Consider the following 15,800-nt stretch of genomic DNA (forward strand, 5'->3'; position numbering starts at 1 on the left):
GATGCGGCTTTCGAGATAGCGGCGGTTGAACGGCGGCGGCTCGCTGTCGAACAGGTCCCGCCACTGTTGCTTCAGGTCGGGCGTCGTCGCGGTCTTGAGCGCGGCCAGGCGCGCGGGGATGGGATCGTGGGTCGTCATGCGGTCTCCTTCCGTGTTGAAGTTGCATGACCGCTCTGGTCGGCCGGATTGTGTAGGGGAAAGTCTCCGTCTTCTTCAGAAACCTGACCGGCGTTGCGCATGTGAAGGCGCACCAGGCCGAAGGCGAGCAGGCCGCACAGTTCGGCGCGGCGTTCAGACGGGGTCATCATTTGTGGATTCAGGGCGTTCGGACGTTTCATTCGGCTCTCCTTTTGGGAGAAAAGCCGCCTTTTGGAGCCAATCGGGACAATGGCTTCCAGATTCAAGGAATGACAGATCGCCATACACGCAATACGGTAGCCTGGTAATCTTGGAGACAGTTATGGTTCGTGCTCCGAACAAGACATGTCCAAACCTGTGCCGGCTGTTTGATGAGGCGCCGCCGGAGCTGATCCACGCATTTCTCGAAAGCAAGCCATTCGAAAGGATGAGTTGGCTCACAGCGTACCGGTTCGACCAGAACGACCCGGAGGGCCCGTCAACTGCCAGCAGCATGCTCCGTTAGGAAAAGAAGGACCAGCTTGGTCCGCTGGAGACCCAGGCGGCCCGGATCGTCAACATCGCGAGTGATCGTGGGCAGTATGTCGTGGAAGATCTCGTACGAACCAAGCTTGAGCCTGACCGCGCTAGAGAACTCCTGAATCAGCGCGACCAGCTTGCGCGCAGCCTGTGGACTTTTGCAAATGAGCACGGCCTTTTTGAAGCGGCGGAGAACAGCCTGCACATGCGTCTGTACCGTCGCTACGACAGGCACTATCAAACCTTCATGGCCGAGCCTTCGGTCGTCGGCGGTTCGGAAGCCGGCAGCACAATGCTCGACGAGCTTCTCTCTGACCTTAACGAGCGGCTCGATCGCGGCGACGGTTACAGCATCGACAGATTCGACATCCCCGAACAAGGCGACGAGCCTGCCGCAGAGATGTACCTTCTGTTCCATCCTGATCCACCGACAAGCGTCCGGGAGATTGACGACGAAGGCAATCGGTCGAGCATCTATTTCCGCCCTCCCGGAGAAGCGATGATTGTCTACACACCATCCACCGGCCGGGTCCACGTTCGAGCGAGAAACCGAAAGCTGCGGCACACCATCGCGGAACGCTTCATCGAGACGTCTCTTGATCAAACTTACTCCAACCAACCCGTCGACTTTCAGGCATACGACATCTCGCAGTTTCTGAAAGGGTTCGATCTGGATCTGCCGGACTTCGATGACGTTGTGATCGACCGAGCAAGAGTGATCCGCGCCGACATCAGCATCGGGAAACTTTCCAATCGCCTCTCACTTTCCACCACCATTGATCACGACATTTCCGAGATCGTTGACAGCCAGCCAGGCCTTCCGAGGATCTTCCAGCGAGCGGTCGCAATCCGCTTCGTCGAGATCGCGGTTCGGTATCGACGCGCCGGACGAGACGAGGCGCAAACCCTCGACTTCACGCTTACTGACCGCAACACAAGCAGCCTTTTAAGCCTCGACGATCCTCTCGAACGCGTTCTGGGCCATCGGCTGCTGAGACACTGGAATATACTCAGTGAGGGGCGGGAGCCCGACGACGCAGAGAGTATGGCGGTCATGCCCGCCTTGCTGGCGATCTGGGATATAGGGGCAGACAAGGTCTCCGGCGCATGGCTACAATCTCGTGGTGTCGATCCGGCCCTTCTGACCGAACTGGGTTTTCTCGTGCCTGCCGGGTGGGAAGACGACGATCTGATCGATGATGAAGACGAGGTCGGGCCGATCGCGGCCGAGGTGGTTGTCCGGGTCGAAGAAGGCGATACGGAGAAAGGAAACCAAAAGGTGGCCGACCTCGAGGTCACAGACGGAAATGCCACGCCCGGCAACCCGGATCGTTACAAGAGCTATCGAGTAAGGGACGGCTGGGTCGCGGAACACCTAAAAGCACGACTGGAACAGGCGCTCAATGTGCCCGCTGTGGATAAGCTGACCGACCAGCTTCTCTACCTTGGCACGCTCTCGGTCGATGGCGGAGATGTCCCAGTCTATCTCGCCCGCGGTCTTGATCGCGAGAAGGTCAGGTCGGCCGTTGATACGGAGCTTCGGGCCCGCCACAACTTGGGCATCGGACTGGTCCTGCAGGCCGGCACCACGCCGGGGCCATGTCTGGCGGCCAACGTGCTGACGTCGCTTGCCGAACAGATCGACGGCGACCAGTCTGAAATCGCGTTGGTCGCAGACAAGCTCCGGTCCGTGTTCCGGCGGCACCGGATACTGGCGCGTGGTGGCCAGGCGGTTGAATTTGCCCGTAGCGGGAAAAACATGGCGACTCTGTTCATTCCTGGGAAAGGCAGCATCGACATTCAGGGTGAGAATCGGATCGCGATCATCCAGCAGCTGGTCGATGCTCACAACACGGGGCCCATGCCGGTGAGAACAAAAGACCTTCTCAAGGGTATCGAAGGCCAGTCCTTGGCAAATATCTTTGGTCAGCCTCTCTGGGACAAGCTCAAGGCTGATTTCTTGCAATCGCCCAGAAAGAGCCTTTGGGAAATCTCGATCTGACTTTCAACTCCGCTTCAGCTCCGATTGGGGGGTCTGACTAACTCCGATTCCATGCGCGATGTGAAGGGCTCCAATACGACAGGAGCCCTCAAATGACGAAACCCACTACAAACCACCTACCACACGCTTCGGCAGCGAACGTCCGTAATACACCACCTCGCGACTGGCGCTGTACGCGGTGCTTCAAACTGTTGGGGCACCGGAACGAAGGCGGCGTCCATGTCCGGTTTGCGAGGGGGCATCAATACACGATGAGCACCCCTGTTACTGCGGTTTGCCGTAGCTGCGGAACGCTGAACGAGCTTCGCAGATAACCGCTCGGGCGATCGGTTCACGCCGGCCGCCCATTCAATCTGACAACCTGAGAGGCGCGCGACGCCCTGACCTGGCCACGATGAGGCGCCTGACGCCCGGCCGAAAGGCAGGCGTCTCGTGTCTTCATCCTGGTCCGCGCTTCACGCGCAGCTCTCCCGGTCGGTGCACCGGCATTCCGCATTAGCGACCTTTTCCACCCTCCTTCCGCAGAACGACCGGATCGGCCGTTTCCGCGAGCCGACAAAGCTTCTTGGCTGGCTGCACAGCCGGGGTTCGGACCCCGACAGCAAGAACAAGATGCTGTCGCGCTTGTTGCAGAAGGCCTGCGGTGATCCGTCTGGCAGCGATCTTGCCGTCGAACTCCTCCTCCTGGCACTCTGGCCAGGTCTTTGTACGCTGCGACACCGGTTGCGTGATCTTGCCCCGGTCAGCGCGCTTGATGCCGATCTCGTCAGCCAGCTGACCATCGGTATCCGATCCGCGCGTCCTGAGAGGATCCGGCGCGTGGCGGCCACGTTACTGCGCAACCTGGAGCGCGATCTGCGGCGTGCGTATCTCCATGATGCCAACACGCGTTACAGCACATGCGATTGCGAAGGGCTCGATGCCGTGGATGCAAATGAGCAGATGGACCGCCCCGAGGTGATCGCGGCAGCTGCGGCATCGGCGTTCGGCAAGGACGGTGTTCTGCTGACCACCGTACATATCGCGGGGTTTTCCCAGAAGGAGGCCGCGACGCTTCTGGGCATCAGTCACGACGCGGCCCGCAAGCGCTGTCAGCGCGCAATGCGGCGGCTGACGGAGTTCGATGGTGCGTGATCTGTCCCGATCACGGCTACCGGCCGGCTTTTCCATTGTGAGCGCGCAATCAGGCGCGCCTGACATGGAGAGCAGTTCAATGACCATAAGTATCACGACGCAGGACGACTACGAGCGACTGCCCGGTCTCTATCATGCCTGGGACTTCGCCATGCTTCTGGAAGAGGGATGTAGCTATCTGATCGAGGAAGGCGGCCGTGCCGAGGACGGGCAAGCCCTCTTCCTGGTTTTTCAGCGTCCTCGGAAGCGCGGGGAGGCCGGGAATGACTGAAGACCGGGTCTATCTTACGCAGCGCGAACTGGCCGAACGCTGGCGCCTCAGCGGTCGCACGCTGGAGCGGTGGAGAGCGGAGCCCTTCGGCCCCGCGTGGGTGAATATCGGCGGGTCGATCCGTTATCCGGTGAGGGACATCGAAGAGTTCGAACAGCGCAATCGCAACACGGCGGGTCGGGCGAGCGGTGCCGCTACTTATCGAGGAGGTTCGGAATGAACAGAGTACTGCATATCCCGATGCGCCTCGACGCAGCGATCTCCTACGCCGAACGGGGGTGGTGCGTATTTCCTGTCAAACAAGGCACCAAGGGTCGTGACGCGGACGGCACCTCCACACATCTGCTGAAGAACGGTCATGTCGGGGCATCGAAAGACCCGGGTGTCGTTCGCGATTGGTGGACCCGGTGGCCCGATGCCAACATCGGCGTTCACCTCGCAGCCTCCGGCCTCGTGGCAGTCGATGTAGACTCGTACAAGGCGGATTGCGGCTGGAGCGCATTTCTTCGTGGCCGTGAGGTTCCGCAAACGCTTGTCCAGCGCAGCCCCCGCGGGGGCCGCCACTACATCTTCACAGCGGAAACTGACGATCGGTTCTCAGGCCAGCTTTGCCCGGGCGTGGAAATCAAGCATCGAGGCTACATCCTGCTCGAGCCCTCCGAGTTCGCGGGCGGGCGCTACTGCTTTGAGACGGATTATGAGCCTGCCCCGGTGCCGGCATGGGTTCCCAGGAAAATGCCAGCAGGGATTTCTGCTTTGCAGCGACCCGAGTTGCTTCGGAGTGGTGATTCTGATCGCTTTGAGAAACCCGATTGCAAGGCGCCGGTGGAAGAGGTCGAAGACCTCCTGTCCTGGATCGACCCGGACGCAGGAGGCTACGATGCGTGGCTCGAGGTTCTGCAGGCCCTGCATGATCACTTCGCCGGCAGTACCGCAGGCTTGCGCCTGGCGGAGGACTGGTCATCCCAGGGGGACAAGTTCAAACCGGGAGAGGTCGCGTCCAAATGGCAAGGCTTTCAGGTTGGCGGTGGCGTGACCCTGAGCTCCATCGCTAGGCGCGCGCGCTCGGCCGGTGCGGATCTCTCCGAGATTGCCCGGCGGTATCGAGGGCGCAGCGAACAAAGTTCCTTATCAAAGCAAGGTCCCGAGGACAGCTGCGACCTGTCCCATGACGCCCTTGCGCTGGAACTCGGCCGACGAAGCTGGGATAGCGATGCACGGTACGTCGCCCTCTGGGGAAAATGGCTGTTCTGGACCGGAGCGCACTGGCAGCGCGACGAGACCCTGGTGCACATGTCACGCACACGCAGTTTCCTGCGCGAGCGGGCAGCCGAAGTCCGCGTCTGGGCGGAGAACAAAGCTGCCGATCTGAACGCTGTTGGTGACATGGCCGAAGCACGTAAAATCCATAAGTGGGCCCGCGATCAAGCGCGGTCGCTCGGCAGCAGTGCCACCGTAGCCGCTGTTTCAGGTCTCGCACGGGCCAACCCCGCTTCGGCCGCGACGCATGAAGCGTTCGATGCTGACAGGTTCCTGGTCGGCACACCGGAAGGAACGGTCGATCTGCGAACCGGAAACCTGCGACCGGCGCAGCGAGAAGACATGATCAGCCACCGCCTCGCATGCGCGCCGGCCGATCGCGGGGTTCGCCCCGAACTCTGGCTTCGTTTTCTGGGAGACATCTTCGAGCAGGACGAGGAAACCATCGACTTCCTGCAGCGCGCGGCGGGGTATGCCCTCACGGGTTCTGTGCAGGAACACAAGCTGCTGTTCCTGCATGGGTCCGGTCGCAACGGTAAATCCGTGTTCATGAACACATTGCTGGATATATGGGGCGACTACGGGCGCCGGGTCGCCGCTACGACCTTCCTGAACTCGCAGACCGAACGTCACCCGACAGATATTGCCGGTCTGCACGGCGCGCGGCTGGCCATCGCCTCTGAATTGCCACGCGGCAAGACCTGGGATGAGGCTGTAATCAAGGACCTGACGGGCGGGGACCGGATGACGGCGCGTTTCATGCGCCAGGACTTCTTCGACTTCGATCCGCAGATGACCCTGATGATCGCAGGAAACACGCAGCCGTCCTTCAAGGGCGTTGACGAGGCGATCCGCAGCCGTGTCGTGCTCGTGCCTTTCGCGGTCACCATCCCGCCCGAGCGGCGCGATGGGAGTTTGCCCGACCGGCTCAAATCGGAACACCCGGCAATCCTTCGCTGGTGCATCGACGGCGCGCTGGCCTGGCAGGAACGGGGGCTCGATGTGCCGGCTTCCATCGCCGCGGCTTCCGCTGCCTATTTCGACGAGGAAGATACCGTGGGGCAGTTCCTGCAGGACGAGACCCGGGAGGATCCGTGCGGCTTTGTCGCTTCCGACGACCTGATCGCGCGCTTCAACTTCTGGTGTGACCAGCAAGGACTCGGAGGCTGGACAAAGCGCTCGCTCATCAAGGAAGTGCGGCAACGTGGTTTTGAGGATCAACGCAGCAACCGCCATCGAGGGTTGCGCGGCCTCCGGCTGAAGTGAGCGTGACAAAAGTGACAAAACACAGACTATCGGACGTATGGGAAATTCGACGTCCCTATACGTGGGATAATGGGGAAACTGTCACTTTTGTCACGGCGGCGGCTGCCGCTGGCTGCGACGCGACAGCAACGGGCTGCTTCCTCGCGCATCTGCGTATTGCGGCCGCCTTAAGCGGATCGGCTGAAACGAAGGTCTTGATAGAAACTATCAGATGACGGCAGCCAGCCCGGAGCGGCCCCACAGCCCTTGGCTCGAATTTGCGGTAGCTGTCCTTCACCGCGCGGTTGATGAACCGGTAGTATGCGGACGAAGCCGTCGTTTGAGCGGCGCATGCGAAGTCCGGTCTGATGTGCACCGCGGTCGTTCACTAAAGTCCGAGCAATTCGCGCGAGCTTAGATCACATCGTTCTCGTTCAAAATTCTGACACAGCATTTGCTGCTTGCTTAAACGCTGACCTGGTCGCTTCCAAGTCGTCGGTTCTCAATGCGAGCGATGGATAGAGTTTGCCCGGTGATTTGAAGACGCCATTGGCCCGCAATGCACCATTCCAGGTCTCGTTGAGCCTCGGATCGCCGTGCTTCGCGCTTCGATAGTCGACCGGATCGGCATCGGTGAAGTAGATGTCGAACAGGGTTGGATCTCCGCAGATGCGGTGGGCGATTCCCTGCTCCGTCAGAGCGGAAGCCTGCATCTCCATCAAGGCCTGGCCCAGCTCACGCAGCCGCTCGTACTGCCCCGGACGCCTCAAGACCTCCATCGTCTTGAGCCCCGCAGCAGAGGCCACCGGATTGCCCGAGAGCGTGCCGAGCTGCATCAGCCAATTCTCAGCCCCTACAACGGACTTGTCAAAATGCGCCATGATTTCGGAGCTGGCCCCGAGAGCGGCCAAAGGAAAGCCGCCACCGATGATCTTGCCCAGGGTGCAGATGTCGGGTGTGACACCATAGCGTTCCTGCGCGCCGCCATAGGCAAGACGGAAGCCGGTGACGATCTCATCAAAGATTAGGAGCACACCGTGTTTGTCACACAAATCGCGCAAACCTTGCAGAAAGCCGGGTTGTGCTGGGATGATGCGCTGCAACGGTTCCACGATGATCGCTGCAATGCCTTTATGTTCGCTGAGAAGGGAGGCGACAGCCTCAAGATCGTTGAAGGGCGAGATTAACATCTCATCGGCCACCCCCCGCGGGATGCCCGCGCTGTCGGGCACAGCCGTGGGGAAATTGACGTGGGTCGAAGGCGCAAGGCTCATTTGCGCCTCGGCGGACATGCCGTGATAGCCGCCTTCAAATTTCAGTATCTTTGACTTGCCGGTATAGGCACGGGCAAGGCGAATGGCGTACATGTCGGCCTCGCCGCCCGAGGTGACAAAGCGGACCTGTTCACAACAGGGCACGGCCTCGACGATCGCTTCGGCCAATTCGATACCCTTGGCATTATTGGCGAAAAACGTCATGCCATTTGGCAGTTGTTCCAGCACCGCCTCCATCACCTCTGGGTGGCCATGCCCCAGAAGCATCGGGCCGGAGCCGATCAGGTAGTCCACATATTCGTTGCCGTCCTCGTCCCAAACGCGGCTGCCTTCGCCCCGCGCGATCACGATGGAGGCGTCGAAATTGCCAAACCCGGCGGCGGGAAGAACCTCGCGGGCGCGGGCGATCCAGTCTGCTTGGGCGTGAATGCGGTTCATTTTCTCAATCCAGTATCAGGTCAGGTATACCGAGGCGGCCTTCGTCTATGGTGATGCCAAGACCCAGGCCATTAGGTGGCGCGATACGGCCAGCGCTTCTGCTTGGCGCATCAGATGCAAGGCGCGGGCTGACGTAGCCAGACAGATCGCACACGTTCAGAACGCGGCCCGGCGGGGTCGCCGCGCCGAGATGCAGCGCGGCGGCTGTCACGATATCGCTGCCCCAGGTGCATTCGATGCACATCTTCGCCCCAAGGTGCAGGCACAGGTCGCGCGCCCGGCGCGTGGCCGAAAGCCCGCCAAACTTCGACAGCTTGAGGGCGACCGCGTCCATGATGCCGAGTTGGTGCGCGGCAAGCAACGAGGCCGTATCATGGGCCAATTCGTCCAGCTTCATCGGCAGGCCGGTGGCCGCTTGCACGCGCGCGCAGTCTTCCAGCGTCGCGCAGGGCTGTTCCAGCATCACATCCAGATGCGCGGCTCCGCGCCCGACGCGGATTGCGTCCAGCGTGGTCGCACCGCAGTTCCAGTCGCCATAGACCAGCGGGCGGGGGCCGACAGCCTCGCGTACCTTTGCCAGCCGCTCAACATCGGTTTGCCAGTCGCCGGAGGCACCCAGCTTGGCCTGAAACTGGGTGACCCCCTGCGCCTGTGCATCGCGGGCAATACGAGCCATCTGTTCCGGTTCGACGCAGGTTATGGAGTGGTAAAGCGGCAAGGTGTCTTGCCTCCGTCCCCCCATCAGAGCGTGAACCGGCAGCCCGGCAGCTTGCCCGGTAATGTCCCATAGCGCGATGTCCAGCGCGGATTTCGCGTAGACATGTCCAGGCAAAAATGCATCCGCCTTGGCCATCAGCGCTTCCGCACCGACAGGATCGCCGCCAAGGATGACGGGCGCGAGTTCCTGCAAGGCCGGTGCCACGCCACGCGCATAGGCGGGCAGATAATGCGGGATCGGGCAAACCTCGCCCCACCCTGTCAGCCCGGCATCGGTGTCGAGCGCAATGACAACCGTTTCCACGGTGTCACACGTCTTGCCATCCGCCATGTAATAAGCGGTATGGCTGGTCAACGGCAGGTACCAGAGCCGCAGCCGCGTGATGCGCTGTCCGATCGCGACCGGGGACAGAGAAGGAGCGGCGATCCGGTTCATTCGGCAGGCTCCTGAACGGCATCGGCGCGGGGCAAAAGGCTTTGCGGATCGTAGGCTGGTTCGCCCAGTACGCGTGCGGCGCGGGGTTTGCCGTGGATGATCACCTCCAGCGCGGTGCCGGGGACAGCGGCATTGGGTTTGATGTAAGCGAAGGCGAGGATCTTGCCGACCGTGTGGCCATAGACCACCGACGCGGTCGAGCCGACGACTTTGCCATCCTGCATCACCGCCTCACCGCCATGACCGTCGATTTCTCCATCTGGCTCGATCTCCAGATAGGCGCAGACCCAGGGCAGATCGGTGTTTAGGGTCTTGTTGCGGCCCAGATAGGCCTTGTCCGTCCGGGCAAAGCGCAACACATCGGCCTCCGCCAGGGTGACTTCATTGGTCAATTCGCCCGCACCTTTGAAGCCCTTCTCCATGCGCATCAAGTTCATGGCGAAGCTGCCGTAGTCTGCAATCCCATGGGCCGCGCCCGCCTGCCAAAGTGCTGCATAGACATCCGCCATGGCATCGAATGGTATGTGCAGCTCCCACCCCAGCTCGCCCGCGTAGGACATGCGGAAGGCCCAGACACTGTGCCCCGCGACGGTGATCTCCTGCGCCGAGAGCCAGCGGAAAGACGCATTGTCCAGCCGCGCATCGCTGCAAGCGGCCAACACGTCGCGAGACCTTGGCCCATTCAGGGACAAAGCACCCCATGTGCCGGACAACGCAGTGATTGTCACGTTCTCCTCTGCCTGTTGCGTTGAGAGATGATCCAGCAGGCGCTGTTCGAAGAAGGCCGCGCAGACCAAATAGAACCGGTCCTCGGCCATGCGAACGAGGGTGGTCTCCAGCTCGATCCGACCCCGCCGGTTGAGCATATGCGTCAAGGTGATGGATCCCACCTTTTGCGGCATCCTGTTGGCGGTGAGTCGATCCAGCAACGCATAGGCGTCCGGGCCTTCGACCAGCACCTTGGTAAAGGCCGTTACATCCATGATCCCGACACGTTCGCGCACGGCTTTGACCTCGGCTGCAACCATGTCGTCCACCGGTGTGCGGCGGAAGGAATAGTGATCCTCCTGCGCTACACCATTCTTCGCAAACCAACGCGGGCGCTCGAACCCGTAGACTTCCTCGAAAACCGCGCCCTTGGATTTCAGCGTGTCATAGAGCGGCGAGGGCTTGATCGGACGCCCTGCCAGGCGGTTGAAATGCGGGAACGGGATTTCGTGGCGCAGGCAGTAATCTTCCTTGGCCTTCACCACCTGCCACTCCTTGGTGGCATAGGACCCAAACCGGCGCGGGTCATAGTCGCGCATCGAGATATCCGCCGCGCCATGCACCATCCAGCGTGCCAGTTCGCGCGTGAGCCCCGGCCCCCAGCCGATGCCGATCTGTGTGCCGCAGCAGCACCAGTAATTGCGCACGCCCGGCGCGGGACCGATCAGCGGATTTCCATCAGGGGGATGGGAAATCGCGCCGTGCACGTCGCGTGAAATACCAAGCTCTGCAAAGATCGGCATCCGGTTCAGAGATTCCTCAAGCCACGGCATGACGCGGTCATAATCCGCCGCAAACAGCTCGTTTTCGGCCTCCCAGGGGCAGTGATCCTCCCAAACCGTGTTGGGGTTGGCTTTCTCGTAGATACCGATCAGGCCTTTTTTCTGCTCCATCCGGATGTAGCCCGAGACCTTGCGGTCATCGCGGATGACCGGCAGTTCGCACTCCAGATCGCGGAATTCCGGCACCTCGTCGGTGACGAAATAATGATGCGTCATCGAGGTCATCGGTAGTTGCAGACCCGACCATTCGCCCATCTGTCGCGCATAGGTGCCGCCCGCGTTGACCACATGTTCACAGGTGATCGTGCCCTGCCCGGTCTCAACCAGCCATTCGCCCGTTGCCGCCTGCGTGATATTCGTGGCCCGGCAGCGGCGGATGATCCGCGCGCCCATGGCCCGTGCCCCTGCCGCCATCGCCATGGTCACATTCGTCGGGTCCACATGCCCGTCGTCAGGCGTGTGCAGCGCCCCCAGCACGCCGTCGAGATTATAGAACGGATGCAACTTCGCGACCCGGTCCGGCCCGACCAACTCGATATTGAACCCGAGCGACCGCCCAACCGACAGCGTGTGGCGCAGCCAGTCCATCTCGTCCTCGGTATAGGCCAGCCGGAACGACCCACAGCCATGCCATGTCACCGCCTGCCCCGTCTCGGCCTCCAGCCCGCCGGAATAAAGCCCGATGTTGTAATCCACACATTTGCCCAAACCGAAGCTGCTGGTGGAATGCGTGATCTGCCCCGCCGCGTGCCATGTGCTGCCCGAGGTCAGTTCTGCTTTTTCCAGCAGGACCACCTCCGGCCCCCAGCCCTCATGCGCGAGGTGATAGGCAAGTCCGACCCCCATCACACCACCGCCAACGATGACCACACGGGCGTGGCTGGGAAACTGCTTGTCCGACATGGTCGCTTCCTTTGTTCGGGAGTCGCAAAACTTGTGGACAGGCTAAGTGGACGTGTGTACCAATGTCAATCATGAATGGCACAAATGTATCACATCGCGTTTTAGAGCGCCTTTCCGAAGAGTGGGACGCACTGACGCCCGAAGCGCAGAAAGCCGCGCGCTACGTGTTGGAAAACCCCAATGAAGTGGGGGTTTCCACCGTGCGCGAGATTGCCGAAGCAGCCAACGTCAAACCCAACACCTTCGTGCGCATGGCCCGCCAAGTTGGGTTCGGGGGCTACGAGGATTTCCGCGCGCCGTTCCGCGAGGCGATCCGCAAGGGGGCGGTCAGCTTTCCCGACAGAGCGCGCTGGTTACAGGACATCCGCAAATCGGACGATCTGGGCGGGCTTTATGCCGATATGGTCGAAGGGGCGATCCGCAACCTTGAAGAGACCTTCGCCGGCATCGACGCCGAGGCGCTGAAGAGCGCCGCAGAGGCGATCTGGAACAGCCGGCAGGTCTTCACCTTGGGCGTCGGGGTGAACAACGCGAATGCGCGCAACTTCACCTACCTCGCCTCCACCGGCATGGTGCAATTTCACGCCATTCCCCGCCCCGGATCGACACCCACGGATGATCTGGCCTGGGCAGACAAACGCGATGTGCTGATCGCCATGTCAATGCGACCCTATCGAACCGAGGTTGTCGCCGCCGTCGAGGTGGCCCGAGAGCAGGGCCTGACCATCATCGGCCTGAGCGACAGCCCGGCCAGTCCGATCATCCGCGCGGCGGACCATGGCTTTGTTGTCGCCGTGGACACGCCGCAATTCTTTCCTTCGTCCGTGTCGACCATCGCGCTTCTGGAAACGCTGCTGAGCTTTGTGATCGCGGTTGCCAGCGACGAGATCGTGGAGCGGGTCGAAAAATTCCATGACCGCCGCCATCAGCTTGGCATCTATGTGGAGGAGCCGGAATGAAGGACGAAACACCCCCGATCCGCTCGCTGGACGCGCGCTACTACACCGACCCAGCGGTCTTCGAGGTCGAAAAATCCGGTCTGCTCGCGCGCACCTGGCAATTCGCCTGCCACGCCAGTCAGCTTGAAAATCCCGGCGACTACGTGGCCTTTGATCTGGGCGGTGAAAGCCTGTTCTCGATCAGGGGGCGGGATGGCGAAATCCGCACCTTCTACAACGTCTGCCAACACCGCGCGCATCAACTCGTCAGCGGCGAAGGCTCAACCCGCGTCGTCGTCTGCCCCTATCACGCCTGGACCTATGAGCTGACCGGCAAACTGCGCGCTGCCCCCAATGCCAAATCGGTGCCCGGCTTCGAGGCCTCGAAAATCTGCCTGACCGAAGTGCGCACCGAGATTTTCCTTGGCTTTGTCTTCGTCAACCTCGACCCGGATGCAGCGCCTATGGACGACTGGTTCCCCAACGCGCGCGCTGAGTTGGAAGACTTCGTGCCCAACTGGGCCGATCTGAAGCCGCTGGAATGGGTGGCGATCCCCGAGAATTGCAACTGGAAGGTCTCGGTCGAGAATTACTCGGAGTGCTACCATTGCACCCTGAACCACCCGACCTTTGCCACCGGTGTGATCCGGCCGGAAACCTATGACATCCAGCCGCAGGGGTATTGCCTGCGCCATACCACCGAATGCAACGACCTGAGCCAGATGACCTATGACATCGACAGCGGTTTTGCGAACAATGACAAATATTCGTCATGGTTCCTCTGGCCGATGTTTTCCTTCCAAGTCTATCCCGGCAACCTGCTGAACACCTATCACTGGCGCGCGGTCGACGCCGATCACGTGGTGGTCTGGCGCGGCTGGTATTCGGTCGGGGGCTACGACGACGAAACTGTACGCCGCATGGCTCAACAGGACCGCGCCACTACGGTCGAGGAAGACATTCACCTTGTCGAAAGCGTACAGCGCGGGTTGAAATCGCGCGGTTACGTGCCCGGGCCTCTGGTGGTCGATCCCGCCTGCGGGGTGAATTCGGAACACTCGGTCATGCACCTGCAGCGCTGGATGCGAGAAGCTGTGGATGGCTGATGTGAAGCTCTACTGGCAGAATTACATCGACGGTGCATGGGTCGATGGCGGTGCGGGCCGGATCGAGGTGACCGACCCCGCGACAGGCGAACGAATCGCTGAGCAAGCCCTTGCCGATGCCGCCGATGTGGGCCGCGCCGTAGGGGCCGCACGCCAGGTGCATCTGTCGGGCGCACTGACGGCCATGCGCCCGATCGAACGCGGCCGCATGGTGCAGGCGATGGGGCGGTATCTGCTGGAGCATAAGGACGAGATCGCCAGCATCCTGACGCTCGAACAGGGCAAACCGCTTTGGGAGGCCCATATCGAGGTCGAGGGGGCTGCACTCTATTTCGAGTATTACGGCAATCAGGCAAGCACGGTCGAAGGCCGTTCGATCCCGCTTGGTGCGGGCTACATGGACTGGACGGAATACGAGCCGCTTGGCGTCTCAGCACAGATCATCCCGTGGAATTATCCTGTCGAGATGACCGCGCGATCACTTGCGGCAGCTTTGGCCACGGGCAATGCCTGCGTTATCAAATCGCCCGAAATGACGCCCCTGACCAATGCCTGGCTGGCGAAGGCGGGCGAGGCAGCGGGCTTCCCACCCGGCGCGGTCAACGTGATCTGCGGGCTGGGACGCGACGCGGGCGCGGCGCTGGCAGGCCACCCCGATGTGAACCAGATCGTCTTCACCGGATCGGTGCGCACCGGCATCGCGATTGCGACGGCAGCGGCACAAAACGTGATGCCCTGCGTGCTCGAACTGGGCGGTAAATCGGCGGCCATCGTGCACGCTGACGCCGACCTTGACGCCTTTGAGAATGACATCCGCTGGGGTATCTATTTCAACGCGGGCCAAGTCTGTTCGGCCATGTCCCGCGTGATCGTCCACGAGAGCCGCCACGACGAACTGGTCGAGCGGGCCACGAAGGTTGCCAAATTCCTCTCGGTCGGTCCCGGCATCGAGCGCACCGTGTTTGGCGCGAACATGGGGTCGATGGTCAGCGACGGCCAGCGCGATCGCGCGCTCGGGCTGATCACCCGCGCCGAAGAACAGGGAGCAAGAATCGCTGCCGGCGGGCGCAAGCCCAACCGCCCCGGCGCGTTCCTGGAGCCCACGGTGCTGTCGGACGTGACGCCCGATATGGACATCGCGCAGCAAGAGGTCTTTGGCCCTGTCCTGTCGGTGCTGTCCTTCCGTGACGACGCACAGGCCATCGAGATCGCCAATGGCACCGACTATGGCCTTGTCGCGGGGGTCTTCACCACCGATCTGGACCGCGCCACCCGAGCGGCGCGGCATCTGCGGGCCGGTCAAGTCTTTGTCAACGAGTGGTATGCGGGCGGCGTTGAAACGCCCTTCGGCGGCTACGGCAAATCCGGCTATGGCCGCGAAAAGGGCCGCGAGGCCCTATGGAACTACGTGCAAACCAAGAACATCGCGATCCGGCTGAAAGGATAACACCATGAGCGCATTCGACGAAGACTTGTTCCTGAAAGGGCTGGAACAACGCAAAGCGACGCTGGGCGCCGAGTACGTAGAGAAAAACCTCGCCGCGGCAGATGACTTCACCCGCCCCTTCCAAGAAGCCATGACCGCCTGGTGCTGGGGCTTTGGCTGGGGTGATGATGTGATCGACGCAAAGACCCGGTCGATGATGAACCTGTCGATGATCGGCGCCTTGGGCAAGATGCACGAATGGGAAACCCATTGCCGCGGAGCGCTTAACAACGGCGTCACTCAGGATGAAATCCGAGCGATCATCCACGTGATAGGCATTTACTGTGGAGTGCCGCAGGCGCTGGAGTGTTTCCGCGTGGCTCGGCGGGTTTTGTACGAGGGCTGACCACAGATATTATCTGGGCAAGAGCGCGAAAGCGCGA

The 15,800-nt window shown here is 61.4% G+C and carries 14 protein-coding genes; 9 read left to right on the forward strand and 5 right to left on the reverse strand.

Annotated elements, in window-relative coordinates; genetic code table 11:
- Positions 1 to 138 (reverse strand): DUF2924 domain-containing protein (locus Q0X85_RS00885; RefSeq protein ID WP_297767950.1); only part of this gene is annotated, 138 nt, incomplete at its 3' end.
- Positions 135 to 338 carry a hypothetical protein gene (locus Q0X85_RS00890; RefSeq protein ID WP_297767733.1) on the reverse strand — a complete coding sequence of 68 codons (204 nt, stop codon included), beginning with the start codon at positions 336 to 338 and terminating at the stop codon, positions 135 to 137. The genes Q0X85_RS00885 and Q0X85_RS00890, both read right to left, overlap by 4 nt.
- A 386-nt stretch (positions 339 to 724) precedes the next feature.
- Here Q0X85_RS00890 and Q0X85_RS00895 point away from each other — a divergent pair, with 386 nt between their 5' ends.
- From Q0X85_RS00895 to Q0X85_RS00915, 5 genes are all read left to right on the forward strand, one after another.
- Positions 725 to 2,659 (forward strand): hypothetical protein, encoded by a 1,935-nt coding sequence (locus Q0X85_RS00895; RefSeq protein WP_297767735.1) that lies wholly within the window; start codon positions 725 to 727, stop codon positions 2,657 to 2,659.
- 432 nt (positions 2,660 to 3,091) lie between these two features.
- Positions 3,092 to 3,793, forward strand: a complete 702-nt coding sequence (locus Q0X85_RS00900) for a hypothetical protein (protein WP_297767738.1) — start codon at positions 3,092 to 3,094, stop codon at positions 3,791 to 3,793.
- A 79-nt stretch (positions 3,794 to 3,872) separates the two neighbouring features.
- On the forward strand, positions 3,873 to 4,064 hold the full coding sequence (locus Q0X85_RS00905; RefSeq protein WP_297767739.1) for a hypothetical protein: 192 nt from the start codon (positions 3,873 to 3,875) through the stop codon (positions 4,062 to 4,064).
- Positions 4,057 to 4,284 carry a helix-turn-helix domain-containing protein gene (locus tag Q0X85_RS00910; RefSeq protein WP_297767741.1) on the forward strand — a complete coding sequence of 76 codons (228 nt, stop codon included), beginning with the start codon at positions 4,057 to 4,059 and terminating at the stop codon, positions 4,282 to 4,284. The genes Q0X85_RS00905 and Q0X85_RS00910 overlap by 8 nt, the downstream gene beginning before the upstream one ends.
- A complete protein-coding gene (locus tag Q0X85_RS00915; protein WP_297767744.1) occupies positions 4,281 to 6,590 on the forward strand; it encodes a phage/plasmid primase, P4 family in 2,310 nt (769 codons plus the stop codon). Before Q0X85_RS00910 ends, Q0X85_RS00915 begins: the two co-directional genes overlap by 4 nt.
- Positions 6,591 to 7,003: 413 nt before the next feature.
- Here Q0X85_RS00915 and Q0X85_RS00920 read toward each other — a convergent pair whose 3' ends face one another.
- The 3 genes from Q0X85_RS00920 to Q0X85_RS00930 are packed head-to-tail and all read right to left on the reverse strand — an operon-like array spanning position 7,004 to position 11,887.
- Positions 7,004 to 8,281: an aminotransferase class III-fold pyridoxal phosphate-dependent enzyme gene (locus Q0X85_RS00920; protein WP_297767747.1), complete on the reverse strand. Its 1,278-nt coding sequence runs from the start codon at positions 8,279 to 8,281 to the stop codon at positions 7,004 to 7,006.
- A gap of 4 nt (positions 8,282 to 8,285) precedes the next feature.
- Positions 8,286 to 9,434 (reverse strand): enolase C-terminal domain-like protein, encoded by a 1,149-nt coding sequence (locus Q0X85_RS00925; protein ID WP_297767749.1) that lies wholly within the window; start codon positions 9,432 to 9,434, stop codon positions 8,286 to 8,288.
- The gene (locus Q0X85_RS00930; RefSeq protein WP_297767752.1) at positions 9,431 to 11,887 is read right to left on the reverse strand and encodes an FAD-dependent oxidoreductase; all 2,457 of its coding nucleotides are present in this window, start codon (positions 11,885 to 11,887) and stop codon (positions 9,431 to 9,433) included. The genes Q0X85_RS00925 and Q0X85_RS00930 overlap by 4 nt, the downstream gene beginning before the upstream one ends.
- 71 nt (positions 11,888 to 11,958) lie before the next feature.
- Between Q0X85_RS00930 and Q0X85_RS00935 the strand changes: the two genes are divergently transcribed.
- The 4 genes from Q0X85_RS00935 to Q0X85_RS00950 are packed head-to-tail and all read left to right on the forward strand — an operon-like array spanning position 11,959 to position 15,763.
- Positions 11,959 to 12,846 carry a MurR/RpiR family transcriptional regulator gene (locus Q0X85_RS00935; RefSeq protein ID WP_297767754.1) on the forward strand — a complete coding sequence of 296 codons (888 nt, stop codon included), beginning with the start codon at positions 11,959 to 11,961 and terminating at the stop codon, positions 12,844 to 12,846.
- Positions 12,843 to 13,931 (forward strand): aromatic ring-hydroxylating dioxygenase subunit alpha, encoded by a 1,089-nt coding sequence (locus tag Q0X85_RS00940; protein WP_297767756.1) that lies wholly within the window; start codon positions 12,843 to 12,845, stop codon positions 13,929 to 13,931. The genes Q0X85_RS00935 and Q0X85_RS00940 overlap by 4 nt, the downstream gene beginning before the upstream one ends.
- Complete coding sequence (locus Q0X85_RS00945; protein WP_297767758.1) at positions 13,924 to 15,378, forward strand: aldehyde dehydrogenase family protein; 1,455 nt, start codon at positions 13,924 to 13,926, stop codon at positions 15,376 to 15,378. Before Q0X85_RS00940 ends, Q0X85_RS00945 begins: the two co-directional genes overlap by 8 nt.
- A 4-nt stretch (positions 15,379 to 15,382) precedes the next feature.
- Entirely contained in the window at positions 15,383 to 15,763 is a 381-nt protein-coding gene (locus tag Q0X85_RS00950) for a carboxymuconolactone decarboxylase family protein (RefSeq protein WP_297767761.1), read from the forward strand.
- Positions 15,764 to 15,800 lie beyond the last annotated feature (37 nt).

The organism is uncultured Roseovarius sp., from assembly GCF_947259555.1.
In the GTDB taxonomy this organism is placed as follows: domain Bacteria; phylum Pseudomonadota; class Alphaproteobacteria; order Rhodobacterales; family Rhodobacteraceae; genus Roseovarius.

Coding starts and splice junctions, on each gene's coding strand:
- Q0X85_RS00890 (WP_297767733.1), bottom strand. CDS start 338: ATGAAACGTCCGAACGCCCTGAATCCACAAATGATGACCCCGTCTGAA.
- Q0X85_RS00905 (WP_297767739.1), top strand. CDS start 3,873: ATGACCATAAGTATCACGACGCAGGACGACTACGAGCGACTGCCCGGT.
- Q0X85_RS00910 (WP_297767741.1), top strand. CDS start 4,057: ATGACTGAAGACCGGGTCTATCTTACGCAGCGCGAACTGGCCGAACGC.
- Q0X85_RS00915 (WP_297767744.1), top strand. CDS start 4,281: ATGAACAGAGTACTGCATATCCCGATGCGCCTCGACGCAGCGATCTCC.
- Q0X85_RS00920 (WP_297767747.1), bottom strand. CDS start 8,281: ATGAACCGCATTCACGCCCAAGCAGACTGGATCGCCCGCGCCCGCGAG.
- Q0X85_RS00925 (WP_297767749.1), bottom strand. CDS start 9,434: ATGAACCGGATCGCCGCTCCTTCTCTGTCCCCGGTCGCGATCGGACAG.
- Q0X85_RS00930 (WP_297767752.1), bottom strand. CDS start 11,887: ATGTCGGACAAGCAGTTTCCCAGCCACGCCCGTGTGGTCATCGTTGGC.
- Q0X85_RS00935 (WP_297767754.1), top strand. CDS start 11,959: ATGAATGGCACAAATGTATCACATCGCGTTTTAGAGCGCCTTTCCGAA.
- Q0X85_RS00940 (WP_297767756.1), top strand. CDS start 12,843: ATGAAGGACGAAACACCCCCGATCCGCTCGCTGGACGCGCGCTACTAC.
- Q0X85_RS00945 (WP_297767758.1), top strand. CDS start 13,924: ATGGCTGATGTGAAGCTCTACTGGCAGAATTACATCGACGGTGCATGG.
- Q0X85_RS00950 (WP_297767761.1), top strand. CDS start 15,383: ATGAGCGCATTCGACGAAGACTTGTTCCTGAAAGGGCTGGAACAACGC.